This is a genomic window from Pseudomonas sp. LS1212, assembly GCF_024741815.1.
In the GTDB taxonomy this organism is placed as follows: Bacteria; Pseudomonadota; Gammaproteobacteria; order Pseudomonadales; family Pseudomonadaceae; genus Aquipseudomonas.
In genome coordinates this window covers 5,028,845-5,044,048 of sequence record NZ_CP102951.1, presented here as the reverse complement: position 1 = coordinate 5,044,048, position 15,204 = coordinate 5,028,845, and the positions used below count along the sequence as shown (strand labels likewise).

The following is a 15,204-nucleotide window of genomic DNA, read 5'->3' as shown; positions in this document are numbered from 1 at the left end:
GCGTCAGGCGCAAAATGTCAGGAGTTTACCATCTGTTATGGCAGTGATTAGCAAAGGTTTTTGAGGCTGGGGAGCAGCCCTTTAGCTTTGGGTTCGGAAGGGTCAGGCTACGTCGAAGAGACTGAATCGAATATGCGCACGGTGGTGGCGCGGATGTGTGGGTCAAAGTGTGGGTCTGAGAGGCGGTGCTTCCTAGAGCCCTTATAATCTGCGGCCTATAGGAATTAAAAAGCCGGCTTGTGGCCGGCTTCTCGGGGACGTTCTTGGCTTATTTTTGGTAAACCGCAATCGCCTTCAAATTGTTGCTCCAGCGACCTGATGTCGGCTGGGGAGGCGAGACGAGAAAGTCATCTGTGTCGCCAGGCAGTCGGGCTTGCAAGTAGCAGGCCGATGCCAAAATGTGGGGCGTAGCATACTGATAATGCGCCTCGATGCCCAGCAAAAAAGTAACGTTTTCGCCGTGCGGACAGGTTACTGAACGTTACCAGGGCCGTTTTAGCCCGGTCGGCGCGCGCTCAGGGTGGCCCACCAGAATACCCAACCCAATACCTGCAAGCGCTGAGACTGGATGTCCTGGGCGCTGATGATCTCTTCCGGGTGCTCGGTTTCGTTGTGGCTTCGCAGTAACACAGCGCCGGCCGGGAGCGGGGAGAGGTACTTCACGCGCAGCAGGCCGTTGTGCAGCAGGGCGTAGATTTCGCCTTCGACGATGCGGGTCATGCGGCGGTCGATGGCCAGGCTTGCGCCGCGCTGTAGTTTCTCGCCCAGGCTGTCGTCGGGCATGCGCAGGCAATAAGCCTGCGCGGGGTCCACGCCAAGCGTGTGTAGGGCAGCCAGGGGCAGGCGGATGCTGCGTTCGGGGATTTGGCGCAGGCGGGCGCCTTCCACCTGGAACAGGGGCAGGTGGGCGTCGTCGGTGGTGTGGGCGGCCAGGTTGCTCCAGTGATCCAGTGGTTCGGGGGGCTTTCGCCGTGACGAGCGCGGTTCTGCAGACGGAGGCGGGCTGGGCGGGTGTTTTGGGCCCTTGCCGGTACGCAGCCATTTGCTCTGCACGCAGAGCAGCTCGGCGATTTCGTCGACCCTTGCCAGCGGTACGCCGCGCTTGAACCAATTGTTCACGTGCTGTGGCGTGACGTTGCGGTGGGTCGCAAATTCCGAGGGGGAAAGTTCGCACTCGCGAAGGAGGGCTTTTAAGCGGTCGCCTGATGTGTTCATGGGGATGAAGTTTAATGAGCTGCTGGCGCCGTTTAAATAAACGGGGTGTTCAATTGAAGGGGGCTTTTTGCTCCTGGCGTACAGTCGTTGCTTCAGGTGTTGTAGGATTTTTGGGTGGTGGCTGATGGAAAAGTGTTGGGCATAAAAAAGCCCCGGATAACCGGGGCTCAGATTGTCGGCGTTGCATGCGACCGTGGGGTGCAGGTTTGGAGGTCCTTTGGACCTCAGCGTCGCAGCGGCGCACCGAGCCCGCGGCAGCGGCTACAGGGTTTTCGGCCGTCTGAGCCTCGGTGATTCGGGGCTTTTTGCATCATTTGTCGACTCAGCCCTTGTAGGCGGCAACCGACTTCATGATTTCAGCGCGGGCTGCGTCTGCATTGCCCCAGCCTTCGATCTTGACCCACTTGCCTTTCTCGAGATCCTTGTAGTTCTCGAAGAAGTGCTTGATCTGCTCCAGCAGCAGCGGTGGCAGGTCGGTGTACTCTTTGACGTCGACGTACAGCTGCGACAGTTTGTCGTGCGGTACGGCGATGACCTTGGCGTCGCCGCCGCCGTCGTCGATCATGTTCAGGATGCCGACCGGACGGGCGCGGATGACCGAACCTGGGGCAACCGGGTAAGGGGTCACGACCAGCACGTCGAGGGGGTCACCGTCGTCGGCCAGGGTGTTGGGGATGAAGCCATAGTTGGCCGGGTAGAACATCGGGGTGGCCATGAAACGGTCGACGAACAGGCAATCTGTTTCCTTGTCGATTTCGTATTTGATCGGCGCGTGGTTGGCCGGAATCTCGATGGCGACGTAGATGTCGTTCGGCAGGTCTTTGCCAGCCGGAATCTTGCTGTAGCTCATTGGGCTTTGCCCCCATGTTTGGCCAAAAATTGGTCGCGATTATAGGCACATTCCGTGGCGCTTGCCACGTCTGCTCGGATACCCGGCGCTTGGTTCAGCCACTACTTTGGTCGTGGTGGGCCTGGTAATCGGGATGAGTGCCGTGCAGATGCTGCAGGCGTGCCAGCGGATCCTGGCGATAGAATCCCTTCAGTTGACGATAAACCTCTGGATAGGCCTTGGCCAGCAGGTCCGGCGCGCTGAAGAAGTATTCGCTGGTCACAGCGAAGAATTCGGCGGGGTCTTCTGCCGCATAGGGGTCGATTGCCGTCTCGGCATCGGGGTTGTGGTCCAGTTGCCGGTTGAGGTCGTCGAAGGCGTGTTGCATGGCGCTGGCCCAGTCACTCACGCGCATGTCGCTGTGCAGCGGCGGCAGGCCATTGGCGTTGCCGTTGAGCATGTCGAGTTTGTGCGCCAACTCATGGATCACCAGATTGTAGCCCTCCCAGCCACCGCTGGCCAGCACGCCTGGCCAGGCCAGGATCACCGGGCCCTGTTGCCAGGCCTCGCCGCTGTGCTCGCCTTCCCACTCGTGTTCCACGCCGCTGGCGTCGCGGTGTCGCTGCGGGCTGAGGAAGTCGTCCGGGTACAGCACGATTTCATGGAAGCCCTGATACCAGTTCAAATCACCCAGGTGCAGCAGGGGCAGCTGGGCCTGGGCGGCGAGCAATAGCCGCGCTTCTGCGTCCAGCTCGACACCGGACAAGGCATTTAGGACCTTGTCCTGAAGAAACAACACGCTGGACTCGCGCAGGCGCTGGTCTTCCTCGGCGCTGAGCCCATCGAGAATCGCCAGGCGATGGCGTACCCGCTGCCAGAGCTGCGGGTCTACCGGATGACGGGCGAGAGTGCGTCGGCGGCGCCAGGCCTGCAGGGACCACATGGCCTAGCGCGTATGGGCCTTGGCGGCATTGCGCTGCATGCGGCTGCGGACCACCCCGATGATCATCGGCAGTAGCGATATGCCGATGATTGCCACGATCATCAACGACAGGTTTTGCTTGATGAAGGGCACATTGCCGAAGAAGTAGCCCAGTGTGACCAGCCCGCCAACCCAGCCGATGGTGCCGACGACGCTGAAGGTCAGGAACCGTGGGTAAGGCATTTTCGCGACACCGGCGACGAATGGCGCGAAGGTGCGCAATATCGGCAGGAAGCGCGCCAGGGTCACGGTTTTGCCGCCATGGCGGTCATAGAAGTCGTGGGTCTGTTGCAGGTAATCGCGACGGAATATCTTTGAGTTCGGATTGCTGAACAGGCGTTCGCCGGCCGTGCGTCCGATGATGTAGTTGGTGCTGTCGCCCAGAATCGCGGCGGCCATCAGCAAACCCCCGAGCAGTACCGGGTCCATGCCGCCGCCTGCGGCGACTGCGCCAGCGATGAACAGCAACGAGTCGCCCGGCAGGAAGGGCATGACCACCAGACCTGTCTCGCAGAAAATCACCAGGAACAGGATGGCGTAGATCCAGTTCCCATAATTGGTGACCAGCATGTCGAGGTAGACATCGAGATGCAGAATGAGGTCCAGCGGGTTGAATTCCATGTGCGACACCTGTGTTTAGAACCCGATACTACGGGTAATGCGAGAAGCTTGTGTGAAATTGGCTTGCACAATGCGGTCTGCCGCCCAAGCGATGGGCACTTGGGTAAAAATTCACACAACTTTGGAGGCCGGCATTATACGGGCAGTGGCTGATTCTGCCCGAGCAGTTTGTAGCGGCGAATGTCAGAGCGACGCCCGCCGGGTGATCGGCGAGCGACATACCCAGGGCTTAGTCCGAGTTGATGGGCAGAATGTAGTTCTTGAACTGCTTGTCTTCGCGAAAGCCAATCGACTCATAGGTCTTCTGCGCGGCGTCGTTATTGCTGCTGGTGGACACACGCATCCGTACGGCCTGGGTTTCCTTGGCCATTTTCTTGGCCGTCTTGATCAGGTGGTCGGCGACCAGCTGGCGGCGGGCATCTTCGGCGACAAAGATGTCGTTGAGGATCCAGACACGCTTGAGCGACAGGGAGGAAAAGCTCGGGTAGAGCTGGCAGAAGCCCAGCAGCCTGCTGTCGTCATCGTCGGACAGGGCCAGGTAGATGACCGATTCCTTGCGGCGCAGACGCTTTTCCAGGAATGCCCTGGAGGAGTCGGGGTAGGCCAGCTCGCCATAAAACTCGCGATATTTGACGAACAGCGGTGCAATCAAGTCCAGATGCTCAAGGGTTGCTTGGATGATTCGCATAACAGGCCTCATGTTCTATCGGGTTTTGGCGGCGAATCTCGGGCAGCCGTTGGCCAAATGCTGCCCAAAGCGGAGTAAAAGCGCAATCGGGCTAACCCTGGTTCAATGGGGCCTGGAGAGTAGGAAGTTTCCCTTATTTGAGTCATTTGCTTCTGATTCAATGGTTTGCACCTGCGCCTCATCCTTCAAATTGACCCCTGACAACTGACGCCGACAGGCTTCACGCATCAAGTACAGCAGGCGATGGGCCGCCATGCCATAGCTCAAGCCTTCGAGACGCACGTTGGAGATGCAGTTACGGTAGGCGTCGGTCAGGCCGACCCTGGGGTTGTAGGTGAAATACAGGCCCAGGCTGTCCGGTGAGCTCAGGCCCGGGCGCTCGCCGATCAGGATGACCACCATGCGCGCACCCAGCAGTTCGCCGATTTCGTCGGCCACGGCGACGCGACCTTGCTCCACCAGGATCACCGGCGACATCGACCAGCCTTCGGCCTGTGACTGTTCTTCCATGCGCGTCAGAAACGGCACCGCATGGCGGTGTACAGCCAATGCCGACAGGCCATCGGCGATCACTATGGCCAGGTCGACGCCGCCCGGATTGGCCTTGGCGTATTCGCGCAGTTGCAGAGCCGAGTCTTCATGCAGGCGCCGTCCCAGATCGGGGCGTTGCAGGTAACTGTCCCGGTTATGGGCGGCGCTGTGCAGGAGCAGGCTGTCGCGGCCGCGCTCGCTCAGCTGCGCGCTGAGCCCGGCATGGTCGAACGGCAGGTGCACGGCATCGCGCGCCTGGGCATGGGCATATTGGAAGTCGAGCTGGGCACTGGTCGGCAGGCTGGTGCCGGTGCGGCCCAGGGCAATCCGGGCCGGGGTCAGGCGGCGCAGCTCGAGCCACGGGTTGGCGGCGTTATCCAGGCTTGGGTTTTTCGGGTCCATGGTTGGCTCTCTCATCCCAATTGCGCCAAGGCCTGGCGGAAGGCCGGTGGCAGGTTGTCACCAAAACGTACCCGGCCATCGGCCTGGGTGAAAATACCCATATGTGCCAGCCAGGCCTCGAACTCCGGTGCGGGTTTCAGGCCCAGGGTCTGCCGGGCGTAGAGCGCATCGTGAAAAGAGGTGGTCTGGTAGTTGAGCATGATGTCGTCGGAACCGGGGATGCCCATGATGAAGTTGATACCGGCGACGCCGAGCAGGGTCAGTAGCGTGTCCATGTCGTCCTGGTCGGCTTCGGCATGGTTGGTGTAGCAGATGTCGCAACCCATCGGCACACCGAGCAGCTTGCCGCAGAAGTGGTCTTCCAGGCCGGCGCGGATGATCTGCTTGCCGTTATAGAGGTACTCCGGGCCAATGAAGCCGACCACGGTGTTGACCAGGAACGGCTTGAAATGGCGCGCCACCGCATAGGCGCGGGTTTCGCAGGTTTGCTGATCGACGCCATGGTGGGCGTTGGCCGACAGCGCGCTGCCCTGGCCGGTCTCGAAGTACATCAGGTTTTGCCCGAGCGTGCCGCGGTTGAGGCTCAGGCCGGCCTCGTAACCTTCCTGGAGTACATTCAGGTTGATGCCGAAACTGGCATTGGCCGCTTCCGTGCCGGCGATCGACTGGAACACCAGGTCCAGCGGTACGCCCCGGTTGATCGCTTCGATCGAGGTGGTGACGTGGGTCAGCACGCAGGACTGGGTCGGGATTTCGTAGCGTTGGATGATCGCGTCGAGCATTTCCAGCAGGGTACAGATCGAAGCGATACTGTCGGTGGCCGGGTTGATGCCGATCATGGCATCGCCGTTGCCGTGCAGCAGGCCGTCAAGGATGCTCGCGGCAATGCCGGCCGGGTCGTCGGTGGGGTGGTTGGGCTGCAGGCGGGTCGAAAGGCGGCCGCGCAGGCCCAGGGTGCCGCGAAAATGCGTGATGACTCGAATTTTCTGGGCCACCAGAATCAGGTCCTGCACGCGCATGAGCTTGGACACGGCGGCGGCCATTTCCGGGGTCAGGCCAGGGGCCAGTGCCCTCAGGCTGTTTTCGTCGGCCTGCTCGCTGAGCAGCCAGTCACGCAGGCCGCCCACGGTCAAGTGGCTGACAGCGGCGAAGGCCTGCGCATCGTGGCTGTCGATGATCAGCCGGGTGACTTCATCGGCTTCGTAGGGGATCAACGCTTCTTCGAGAAAGTGCTTGAGCGGGATATCGGCCAGGGCCATTTGCGCGGCAACCCGCTCGCCATCGTTGCTGGCAGCGACACCGGCAAGAAAGTCCCCGGAGCGCGCCGGGCTGGCCTTGGCCATCACTTCCTTGAGGCTGTCGAAGCGGTATGTCTGGCCGCCGACAGTATGAACAAAATGTGCCATACAGATTCTCCATGACGCCGCAGGCAGTACCTGCGGCGAGGTTGTCGTCCCGCTTAGTGCAGGGCCTTTTCGGCCTTTTGAATCGCCGCGAACTCTTCTTCGGGCGTTCCGGCTACCAAGTGATGGCGACTATAGAAAGCAAAATAAGCAATTAACACTCCATAAATGACCACGGCGCCAATCACCACGCGCGGATCCACCAGAAAGCCTGCGACCAAGGCAATGCAGGCCAATACCAGGGCGATGCCCGAGGTGAATATGCCACCCGGTGTACGGTATGGGCGGTCCATTTTGGGGCGGCGAATGCGCAGGGTGATGTGCGCGGCCATCATCAGAACGTAGGAAAGGGTAGCGCCGAACACCGCGACCAGAATCAACAGGTCACCCTGGCCGGTCAGCGACAACCCGAAACCGATGATGCCAGGAATGATCAAGGCCATGACCGGCGCTTTGTTCTTGTTGGTTTCCGACAGCTTGCGCGGCAAGTAGCCGGCGCGTGACAGCGCGAAGATTTGCCGAGAATAGGCGTAAATGATCGAGAAGAAGCTGGCGATCAGGCCGGCAAGCCCGACCAGGTTGACGAAACTCCCCATCCAGGTCGAACCGCCATAGGCCTTGGCCAGGGCTTCTACCAGCGGGTTGCCGGAGGTCATCAAGGCTTTTGCGCCAGCGCCACCCGGGCCGATCACCAGGATCAGCAGGGCAAAGCTGACCAGCACCAGCATCGCGCCGATCAGGCCGCGTGGCAGGTCACGGCGCGGGTTCTTGGTTTCTTCGGCAGCCAGGGGCACGCCTTCCACCGCCAGGAAGAACCAGATGGCGTAAGGAATCGCCGCCCAGACCCCGACGTAACCGAACGGCAGGAAGCTGCTGGCGCCGACAGCGTTGGTCGGTGCGATATCGAGCAGATTGCTGATGCTGAAATGCGGCACCATGGCAATCAGAAAGACCGCCAGGGCAATCGCCGCGACGGCGGTTATGATGAACATCAGCTTCAGGGCTTCACCGACGCCAAAGATGTGGATGCCGATAAACACCACATAAAAGGCCAGGTAAATCATCCAGCCGCCGATGCCGAACAGTGATTGGCAATACGCGCCGATGAATACGGCGATCGCCGCCGGGGCGATGGCATATTCGATCAGGATCGCGGTACCCGTGAGGAAACCACCCCAAGGCCCGAATGCACTGCGGGCAAAGCCGTAGCCGCCACCGGCGGTGGGGATCATTGAGGACAACTCGGCCAACGAGAAGCACATGCACAGGTACATGGTCGCCATCAGCAGGGTCGCCAGGAACATCCCGCCCCAGCCACCCTGGGCCAGGCCGAAGTTCCAGCCGGCATAGTCGCCGGAAATCACATAGGCGACGCCAAGGCCGACCAGCAGGACCCAGCCTGCCGCACCTTTTTTCAATTCGCGTTGTTGAAAGTAATCGGAGCCGACTTTTTCGAAGTCAACGGAGGAGCCTGCCGGCGCAACGCCGGAATGTTCGCTGGGCATAGAGTTCACCTGATTATTATTCTTTTAGCCGGCTTTGTGCCGGTCTGGTGTGATGGGTGCAACATCCCTCAAGCCAGTGTGGCCTTCAGAAGAAGGCCGCACTGTTTACCGCTTGATCAGAAGAAGCCCAGCGGATTGATGTCGTAGCTGACCAGCAGGTTTTTGGTCTGCTGGTAGTGGTCGAGCATCATTTTGTGGGTTTCACGACCCACGCCGGACTTCTTGTAACCGCCGAACGCGGCATGCGCCGGGTACAGGTGGTAGCAGTTGGTCCAGACGCGACCGGCCTTGATCCCGCGGCCCATGCGGTAGGCACGGTTGATGTCGCGGGTCCAGAGGCCGGCGCCGAGGCCGAACTCGGTGTCGTTGGCGATGGCCAGGGCTTCGGCTTCGTCCTTGAAGGTGACAATGCTGACCACCGGGCCGAAGATTTCCTCCTGGAACACGCGCATCTTGTTGTGGCCCTTGAGCAGGGTCGGCTGGATGTAATAGCCGCTGGCGAGGCTACCCTCGAGCTTTTCCACCTTGCCGCCGGTCAGCAGCTCGGCACCTTCTTCCTTGGCGATGTCGAGGTAGGAGAGGATCTTGTCGAACTGCTGTTCGGAGGCCTGGGCGCCGACCATGGTCTCGGTGTCGAGCGGGTCGCCACGCTTGATCTGCGCGACCTTCTTCATCACCACTTGCATGAATTCGTCGTAGATCGACTCTTGCACCAGTGCACGGGAAGGGCAGGTGCAGACTTCGCCCTGGTTGAAGAACGCCAGAACCATGCCTTCTGCGGCTTTTTCGATGAAGCTGGGCTCGGCTTGCATGATGTCGGCGAAGAAGATGTTCGGCGACTTGCCGCCCAGTTCCACGGTCGAGGGAATGATGTTCTCGGCCGCGCATTTCATGATGTGCGAGCCGACCGGAGTGGAACCGGTGAAGGCGATCTTGGCAATGCGCTTGCTGGTGGCCAGCGCTTCACCGGCTTCGCGGCCATAGCCCTGCACGATGTTCAGTACGCCAGGTGGCAGCAGGTCGCCGATCAATTCGGCCAGTACGGTGATGCCCAGCGGCGTCTGTTCGGCCGGCTTGAGTATCACGCAGTTGCCCGCTGCCAGGGCTGGTGCGAGTTTCCAGGCGGCCATCAGGATCGGGAAGTTCCACGGGATGATCTGGCCAACCACGCCCAGCGGTTCATGGATGTGATAGGCCACGGTGTTACCGTCGATTTCCGCAGCGCTGCCTTCCTGGGCGCGGATGCAGCCGGCGAAGTAGCGGAAATGGTCGGCGGCCAGCGGGATGTCTGCGTTCAGGGTTTCGCGAATCGCCTTGCCGTTGTCCCAGGTTTCGGTGATAGCCAGGGTTTCGAGGTTCTGCTCGATGCGGTCGGCGATTTTCAGCAGGATCAGGGAACGTGCCTGCACCGACGTGCTCCCCCAGGCGTCGGCAGCAGCGTGGGCGGCATCAAGGGCTTTTTCGATGTCTTCGGCGCCCGAGCGTGGGAATTCGGCAATCGGCTGGCCGTTCACAGGCGAAGTGTTGGTGAAGTACTGACCCTTGACCGGCGCTACGAATTCGCCGCCGATGTAGTTCCCGTAACGGCTCTTGAAGGAAACGATGGCGCCTTCAGTACCGGGATGTGCATAACGCATGGTGAGTATCTCCTGGTTCTTGTATTTGGTTGGGGAGTGCGCTGTTGCGCCTGAGAAATGTAGAGCAAAGGTCAGGCCAGCGCCTTGAAACCCCTGACTGGATAGGGTTTTGACGTCTGTGGGAGGCATCTGTTCAGTATAGTTGTGGCAGGGATGGAACGCTGGGGAGTGACACTTTGTACCGCTCGCGGTACAGCCTGTGACTCACCGGCCGAGCCAGCGTTGCAATGCGCGTCAGCCTGGAGGATGCTGGGCGCAACCCTCCCGGGAGAACAATAAAAGTGCAGAGCAATCATCTGAGTCGGCACGCCCAGCAAGTGCTCACCGTCACCCAAGGCAAGGCCCGCCTGGAGGGGCCCGGCAGCGATCCGTCGATCGCCCGCTCCTGGCTGCGCTGCCTCGAGGATTACCACCTCGACCCGGCCATGGCCATGGCGCCGACCGTGCTTGAACATGGCCGGATCCTCGAAAGCCGTGAGCGCCTGCAGCAGGTGCTGCAGATCGCCGGCACGGAGATGAGCAGCCTGCATCAACAGCTTTCCGGCGCCGGTCATGCGGTATTGCTCACCGATGCGCGCGGCATCATCCTCAACTGCGTCACGGCGCCGACCGAGCGCAAGATTTTCGAGCGCGCCGGCCTGTGGCTGGGCGCCGATTGGAGCGAAGCCCGCGAAGGCACCAACGGTATCGGCACGTGCCTGGTCGAACGACAGTCCCTGACCATCCACCAGGAAGAGCATTTTCGTGGGCGCCACACCGGCCTGACCTGCTCGGCCAGCCCGGTATTCGACCCGCACGGTGAATTGCTGGCGGTGCTCGACGTGTCGTCGGCACGCCAGGAAGTCTCGCGCCAGAGCCAGTTCCACACCATGGCGCTGGTCAACCTCTCGGCGAAAATGATCGAGAGCTGTTATTTCCTGCGCTACTTCGAGAACCAGTGGTTGCTGCGCTTTCATCTGCAGGCCGAGTCGCTCGGCCTGTTCAGCGAAGGGCTATTGGCGTTTGACGGGGAAGGGCGCATCTGTGCCGTCAACCAGAGTGCGCTGAACCTGCTGGGGCACATTCGCGGCGGCTTGCTCGGCAAGCCGGTCGAGACCTTCTTCGATTGTTCGCTGGACGAGCTGCTCGGCCGTGCCAGTACCCTGGCCAGCGCCAGTTGGCCGCTGCGCACGCGCGACGGCCGGCCATTGTTCGCGACCCTGCGCGGCCAGCCACGAGTGATACCGCAACCGATTCAAGCCCGCCCAGTGTCGCTGCCTGTACGTCCCGTGGCCGGCATCTGCCTGGTCGACCCGGCCTTGCAGACCGACTTTCGTCGTGCCCTGCGGGTGTTCGAGCGCGATGTGCCACTGTTGATCAACGGCGAGACCGGCTCGGGCAAGGAGGCCTTCGCCAAGGCTGTCCACCATGCCAGTGGCCGCGCCAACAAGGCTTTCGTCGCACTCAACTGCGCCTCGATTCCGGAAAGCCTGATCGAGAGTGAACTGTTCGGTTATCGCGGCGGCACCTTCACCGGTGCGCGCAAGGAAGGCATGCGCGGCAAGCTGCAACAGGCCGATGGCGGCACCCTGCTGCTCGATGAAATCGGCGACATGCCGCTGGCGTTGCAGACGCGGCTGCTGCGCGTGCTGGAAGACCGCATGGTGGTGCCGATCGGTGGCGAGCCGCAGCCGGTGGATGTACGCATCATCAGCGCGACCCACCGCAATTTGCTTGGCCGGGTCGAGGACGGCAGCTTCCGCGAAGACCTCTACTACCGCCTCAACGGCCTGGAGGTCGCCTTGCCGGCCTTGCGCGAGCGCAGCGACAAGTCGCCACTGCTGGACTTCGTACTGGCCGAAGAAGCCGGCGAACATCAGGTGACCCTCGAACCCGCCGCCCGCCAGGCGCTGCTCGACTTTACCTGGCCCGGCAATGTACGCCAGCTGCGCAACGTCTTGCGCACCCTGGTGGCATTGAGCGAAGACGGCCGCATCTGCCTTGAAGATCTCCCGGCCATCATTCGCCGGAGCAAGCCCGCCCCGCAGGTGGCTACCCCTGTGGATAACCCCGAAAACCCCCTCGATGACGCCGAGCGCAACGCGCTGCTGACGGTCCTGGAGCAACAGCGCTGGCACATGACTCATGTGGCGGCGCAGTTGGGGGTGAGTCGAAATACCCTGTATCGAAAATTGCGCAAGCACGGGATTGCTCGCGGGGCGTAGCCCTTGATGCACCGGCACGCCCGCACTCAGAGCGGTGCGCGGCGTACCGGTGAGCAGCCTTGTAGAAACACAGGATGCGATTTTTCCCGCCCTGGGCTAACCTGCCTCGATGTTTTACGAGGTCAATCATGCACATTCATATTCTCGGTATCTGCGGCACGTTCATGGGCTCGCTGGCGGTACTCGCCAAGGAGCTCGGTCATCACGTCACCGGCTCCGACGCCAATGTCTATCCGCCCATGAGCACCCAGCTGCAAGCCCAGGGCATCGAACTGACCCAGGGTTATGACGCCGCGCAACTCGATCCTGCACCCGATCTGGTAGTGATCGGCAACGCTCTGTCGCGCGGCAATCCGGCGGTGGAGTACGTGCTGAACAAGGGCCTGGCGTATGTATCGGGGCCGCAGTGGCTGGCCGATCACGTGCTGCAGGGCCGTTGGGTGCTGGCAGTCGCCGGAACGCATGGCAAAACCACCACCAGCAGCATGCTCGCCTGGGTGCTGGAGCATGCAGGGATGAGCCCGGGGTTCCTGATCGGTGGCGTACCGCAGAACTTTTCGGTGTCGGCGCGGCTGGGCGGCACGCCGTTCTTCGTGGTCGAGGCCGACGAATACGACAGCGCGTTCTTCGACAAGCGTTCGAAGTTCGTGCACTACCGTCCGCGTACGGCCATTCTGAATAACCTTGAATTCGACCATGCGGACATTTTTCCGGACCTTCCGGCCATCGAGCGCCAGTTCCACCATCTGGTGCGGACGATTCCGAGCGAGGGGCTGGTCATTCACCCGACCACCGAGCCCGCCCTGCAACGGGTGATCGAGATGGGTTGCTGGACGCCGGTGCAGACCACCGGTGCCGGTGGCCAGTGGCAGGTCAAGCTGCTCAGCGAAGATGGCTCGCGCTTCGAGGTGAGCTTCGAAGGCGAAACCCTGGGCGTGGTCGAGTGGGACCTGACCGGTCAACATAACGTCGCCAACGCTTTGGCAACGCTGGCGGCAGCCAGGCATGTTGGCGTGGTTCCGGCAATGGGCATTGCAGCGCTCAGCGCGTTCAAGAGCGTCAAGCGGCGCATGGAGAAGGTCGCCGAGGTGCAGGGCATCACCATTTACGATGACTTCGCGCACCACCCGACCGCCATCGCCACCACCCTCGACGGCCTGCGCAAGCGCATCGGCGATGCACCGTTGATTGCGGTCATCGAACCTCGCTCCAATTCCATGAAGCTCGGTGCGCACCGTGATGGCTTGCCCGAGAGCGTACGCGATGCCGATCAGGTGATCTGGTACGCACCGCCCAACCTGGGCTGGGACCTGGGCGCTACCGCGGCGCAATGTCCGGTACCGGCGATCGTGGCCGACACATTGGAGGCGATCATCGAACGCGTCAAAAGCCAGGCGCAGCACGGTACCCATGTGGTTATCATGAGCAACGGCGGCTTTGGCGGGCTGCACGGCAAGCTGGCCGAGGCGCTGCAATGACCGGCCCGGAACGCATTACCCTGGCCATGACCGGTGCGTCGGGGGCGCAGTATGGCCTGCGCCTGCTCGATTGCCTGATCCGCGAAGACCGTGAAGTGCACTTCCTGATCTCCAAGGCTGCACAGTTGGTGATGTCGACCGAGACCGATGTGGTGCTGCCGGCCAAGCCCCAGGCCATCCAGGCTTTCCTGACCGAGTACACCGGCGCTTCGGCCGGGCAGATCCGGGTTTATGGCAAGGAAGACTGGATGTCGCCGGTCGCTTCCGGCTCCGGTGCGCCCGGCGCGATGGTGGTGGTGCCGTGTTCGACCGGCACCCTGTCGGCGATAGCCTGCGGCGCCTGCAACAACCTGATCGAGCGGGCTGCCGATGTCACCCTCAAGGAGCGCCGGCAGCTGATTCTGGTACCCCGTGAAGCGCCGTTCTCGACGATCCATCTGGAGAACATGCTCAAGCTGTCGAACATGGGCGCGGTGATTCTGCCGGCGGCGCCGGGGTTCTATCATCAGCCGCAAACCATCGACGACCTGATCGACTTCGTGGTCGCGCGGATTCTCAACCTGCTGGATATTCCACAGGACATGCTGCCGCGTTGGGGCGAGCATCATATGGGTGGCGATGAGTGATCAGGCTGTTGATCGGGGCAATGCTGGCGCTGCAGCTGGTCGGCTGTGCCAGCGTGCGAACGCTCGATGCGGCCAAGCCCGGGGCGCCGATCGTCTATTCCGGCACGCGGTTGGACTGGTATGCGCTGCGAGGCGGCTGCTGCGCCGAGGATCGCTTCGGTGCCCAGGCGCCGAGCTATCCCGGCCTGGATCTGCCGGCCAGCGCCTTGCTTGATACCGTGTTGCTGCCGCTCTCGTTGCTGACGGTTTTGGGCGTCAGTTTTCAGGCGAGCGGCGGCTTGTAATCATCTCCTGTGGGATAGGCCGGGCGGCGCTCCCCTCGCTAGCGATGCGGGCGCCGTGGACTGTCTTCATCATCGCGGTGATGCTATCGCTGGCAAGCCAGCTCCCACAAAAGCGGCCTTGGCAGTTACTTGACCCGCTTGCCCAGCTTGCGCAACTCGTCTGACTCCACCACCCGAATCCCATCCTGCTCTTCCAGCGCCAGGCGCCACAGGGCGCGAGCCAGCTCGCAGGCCTGGATGCCGTGGTATTTTCCGGGAATCAGCTTGGATAACGGTGCTGCCAGTTTCTCCCCAATGCGCGGCTCGGAGCGGTTACCCAGTAGCAGCGAAGGGCGGACGATGGTCAGTTGTGGCCAGTCCTGTTCCTTGAGTGCCTGTTCAGCCTCACCCTTGATCCGCTTGTAGAAGATCGCGGACCGGGCATCGGCATTCACGGCGCTGATCACGATCAAGTGCCGGGCGCCCAGCTCACGGGCACGTTTCCCGTAGGCAACCACCAGGTCAAGGTCCACTTCGCGAAACGCCTCTTTCGACCCGGCCTGCTTGATGGTGCTGCCCAGGCAGCAGTAGGCGATATCCACGCGACCCTTCAGCTGCGGCAGTAGCTCGGTGAATTTACCCACCGGATTTTCCAGGTGCGGGTGTTCGGCGAGCGGTCGCCGGGTTGGCGCCAGAACGCGGGTGATCGTTGGCTCGTTCAGCAGGCGATCGAGCAAATGCTCCCCCGTCAAACCGGTGGCTCCGGCAAGCAGTACATGCTGAGGCGTCAAGTACATAATGTGTCCCCCTTGATACACAC

The 15,204-nt window shown here is 61.7% G+C and carries 14 protein-coding genes; 4 read left to right on the top strand and 10 right to left on the bottom strand.

Annotated elements, in window-relative coordinates:
• Positions 1–495 precede the first annotated feature (495 nt).
• The 9 genes from NVV94_RS23515 to NVV94_RS23475 all read right to left on the bottom strand — a co-directional run bounded on the left by NVV94_RS23515 (position 496) and on the right by NVV94_RS23475 (position 9,813).
• Positions 496–1,119 (bottom strand): S24 family peptidase, encoded by a 624-nt coding sequence (locus NVV94_RS23515; RefSeq protein ID WP_258444722.1) that lies wholly within the window; start codon positions 1,117–1,119, stop codon positions 496–498.
• A 418-nt stretch (positions 1,120–1,537) separates the two neighbouring features.
• The gene (ppa, locus tag NVV94_RS23510; RefSeq protein ID WP_258444721.1) at positions 1,538–2,065 is read right to left on the bottom strand and encodes an inorganic diphosphatase; all 528 of its coding nucleotides are present in this window, start codon (positions 2,063–2,065) and stop codon (positions 1,538–1,540) included.
• Between the two features lie 94 nt (positions 2,066–2,159).
• A complete protein-coding gene (locus NVV94_RS23505) occupies positions 2,160–2,987 on the bottom strand; it encodes a zinc-dependent peptidase (protein WP_258444720.1) in 828 nt (275 codons plus the stop codon).
• 3 nt (positions 2,988–2,990) lie between these two features.
• Complete coding sequence (locus NVV94_RS23500; RefSeq protein ID WP_258444719.1) at positions 2,991–3,647, bottom strand: DedA family protein; 657 nt, start codon at positions 3,645–3,647, stop codon at positions 2,991–2,993.
• 229 nt (positions 3,648–3,876) lie between these two features.
• A complete protein-coding gene (locus tag NVV94_RS23495) occupies positions 3,877–4,335 on the bottom strand; it encodes an N-acetyltransferase (protein WP_258444718.1) in 459 nt (152 codons plus the stop codon).
• Positions 4,336–4,437: 102 nt separating this feature from the next.
• Positions 4,438–5,268, bottom strand: coding sequence for an ethanolamine ammonia-lyase subunit EutC (gene eutC / locus NVV94_RS23490; RefSeq protein ID WP_258444717.1), 831 nt, complete (start codon positions 5,266–5,268; stop codon positions 4,438–4,440).
• Positions 5,269–5,279: 11 nt separating this feature from the next.
• Positions 5,280–6,674, bottom strand: a complete 1,395-nt coding sequence (locus NVV94_RS23485; RefSeq protein WP_258444716.1) for an ethanolamine ammonia-lyase subunit EutB — start codon at positions 6,672–6,674, stop codon at positions 5,280–5,282.
• 53 nt (positions 6,675–6,727) lie between these two features.
• Positions 6,728–8,176, bottom strand: coding sequence for an ethanolamine permease (eat, locus tag NVV94_RS23480; protein ID WP_258444715.1), 1,449 nt, complete (start codon positions 8,174–8,176; stop codon positions 6,728–6,730).
• A gap of 116 nt (positions 8,177–8,292) precedes the next feature.
• Positions 8,293–9,813 carry an aldehyde dehydrogenase family protein gene (locus NVV94_RS23475; RefSeq protein ID WP_258444714.1) on the bottom strand — a complete coding sequence of 507 codons (1,521 nt, stop codon included), beginning with the start codon at positions 9,811–9,813 and terminating at the stop codon, positions 8,293–8,295.
• 281 nt (positions 9,814–10,094) lie between these two features.
• Between NVV94_RS23475 and NVV94_RS23470 the strand changes: the two genes are divergently transcribed.
• From NVV94_RS23470 to NVV94_RS23455, 4 genes are all read left to right on the top strand, one after another.
• Positions 10,095–12,017 (top strand): sigma-54-dependent Fis family transcriptional regulator, encoded by a 1,923-nt coding sequence (locus NVV94_RS23470; protein ID WP_258444713.1) that lies wholly within the window; start codon positions 10,095–10,097, stop codon positions 12,015–12,017.
• Positions 12,018–12,145: 128 nt separating this feature from the next.
• Entirely contained in the window at positions 12,146–13,495 is a 1,350-nt protein-coding gene (gene mpl / locus NVV94_RS23465) for a UDP-N-acetylmuramate:L-alanyl-gamma-D-glutamyl-meso-diaminopimelate ligase (RefSeq protein WP_258444712.1), read from the top strand.
• Positions 13,492–14,121, top strand: coding sequence for a flavin prenyltransferase UbiX (ubiX, locus tag NVV94_RS23460; protein WP_258444711.1), 630 nt, complete (start codon positions 13,492–13,494; stop codon positions 14,119–14,121). Before mpl ends, ubiX begins: the two co-directional genes overlap by 4 nt.
• 20 nt (positions 14,122–14,141) lie before the next feature.
• Positions 14,142–14,405 (top strand): YceK/YidQ family lipoprotein, encoded by a 264-nt coding sequence (locus tag NVV94_RS23455; RefSeq protein ID WP_258447801.1) that lies wholly within the window; start codon positions 14,142–14,144, stop codon positions 14,403–14,405.
• A gap of 125 nt (positions 14,406–14,530) precedes the next feature.
• On the opposite strand, the gene NVV94_RS23450 is transcribed toward NVV94_RS23455, so the two are convergent.
• The gene (locus NVV94_RS23450) at positions 14,531–15,181 is read right to left on the bottom strand and encodes an NAD(P)H-binding protein (RefSeq protein WP_258444710.1); all 651 of its coding nucleotides are present in this window, start codon (positions 15,179–15,181) and stop codon (positions 14,531–14,533) included.
• Positions 15,182–15,204: the final 23 nt, after the last annotated feature.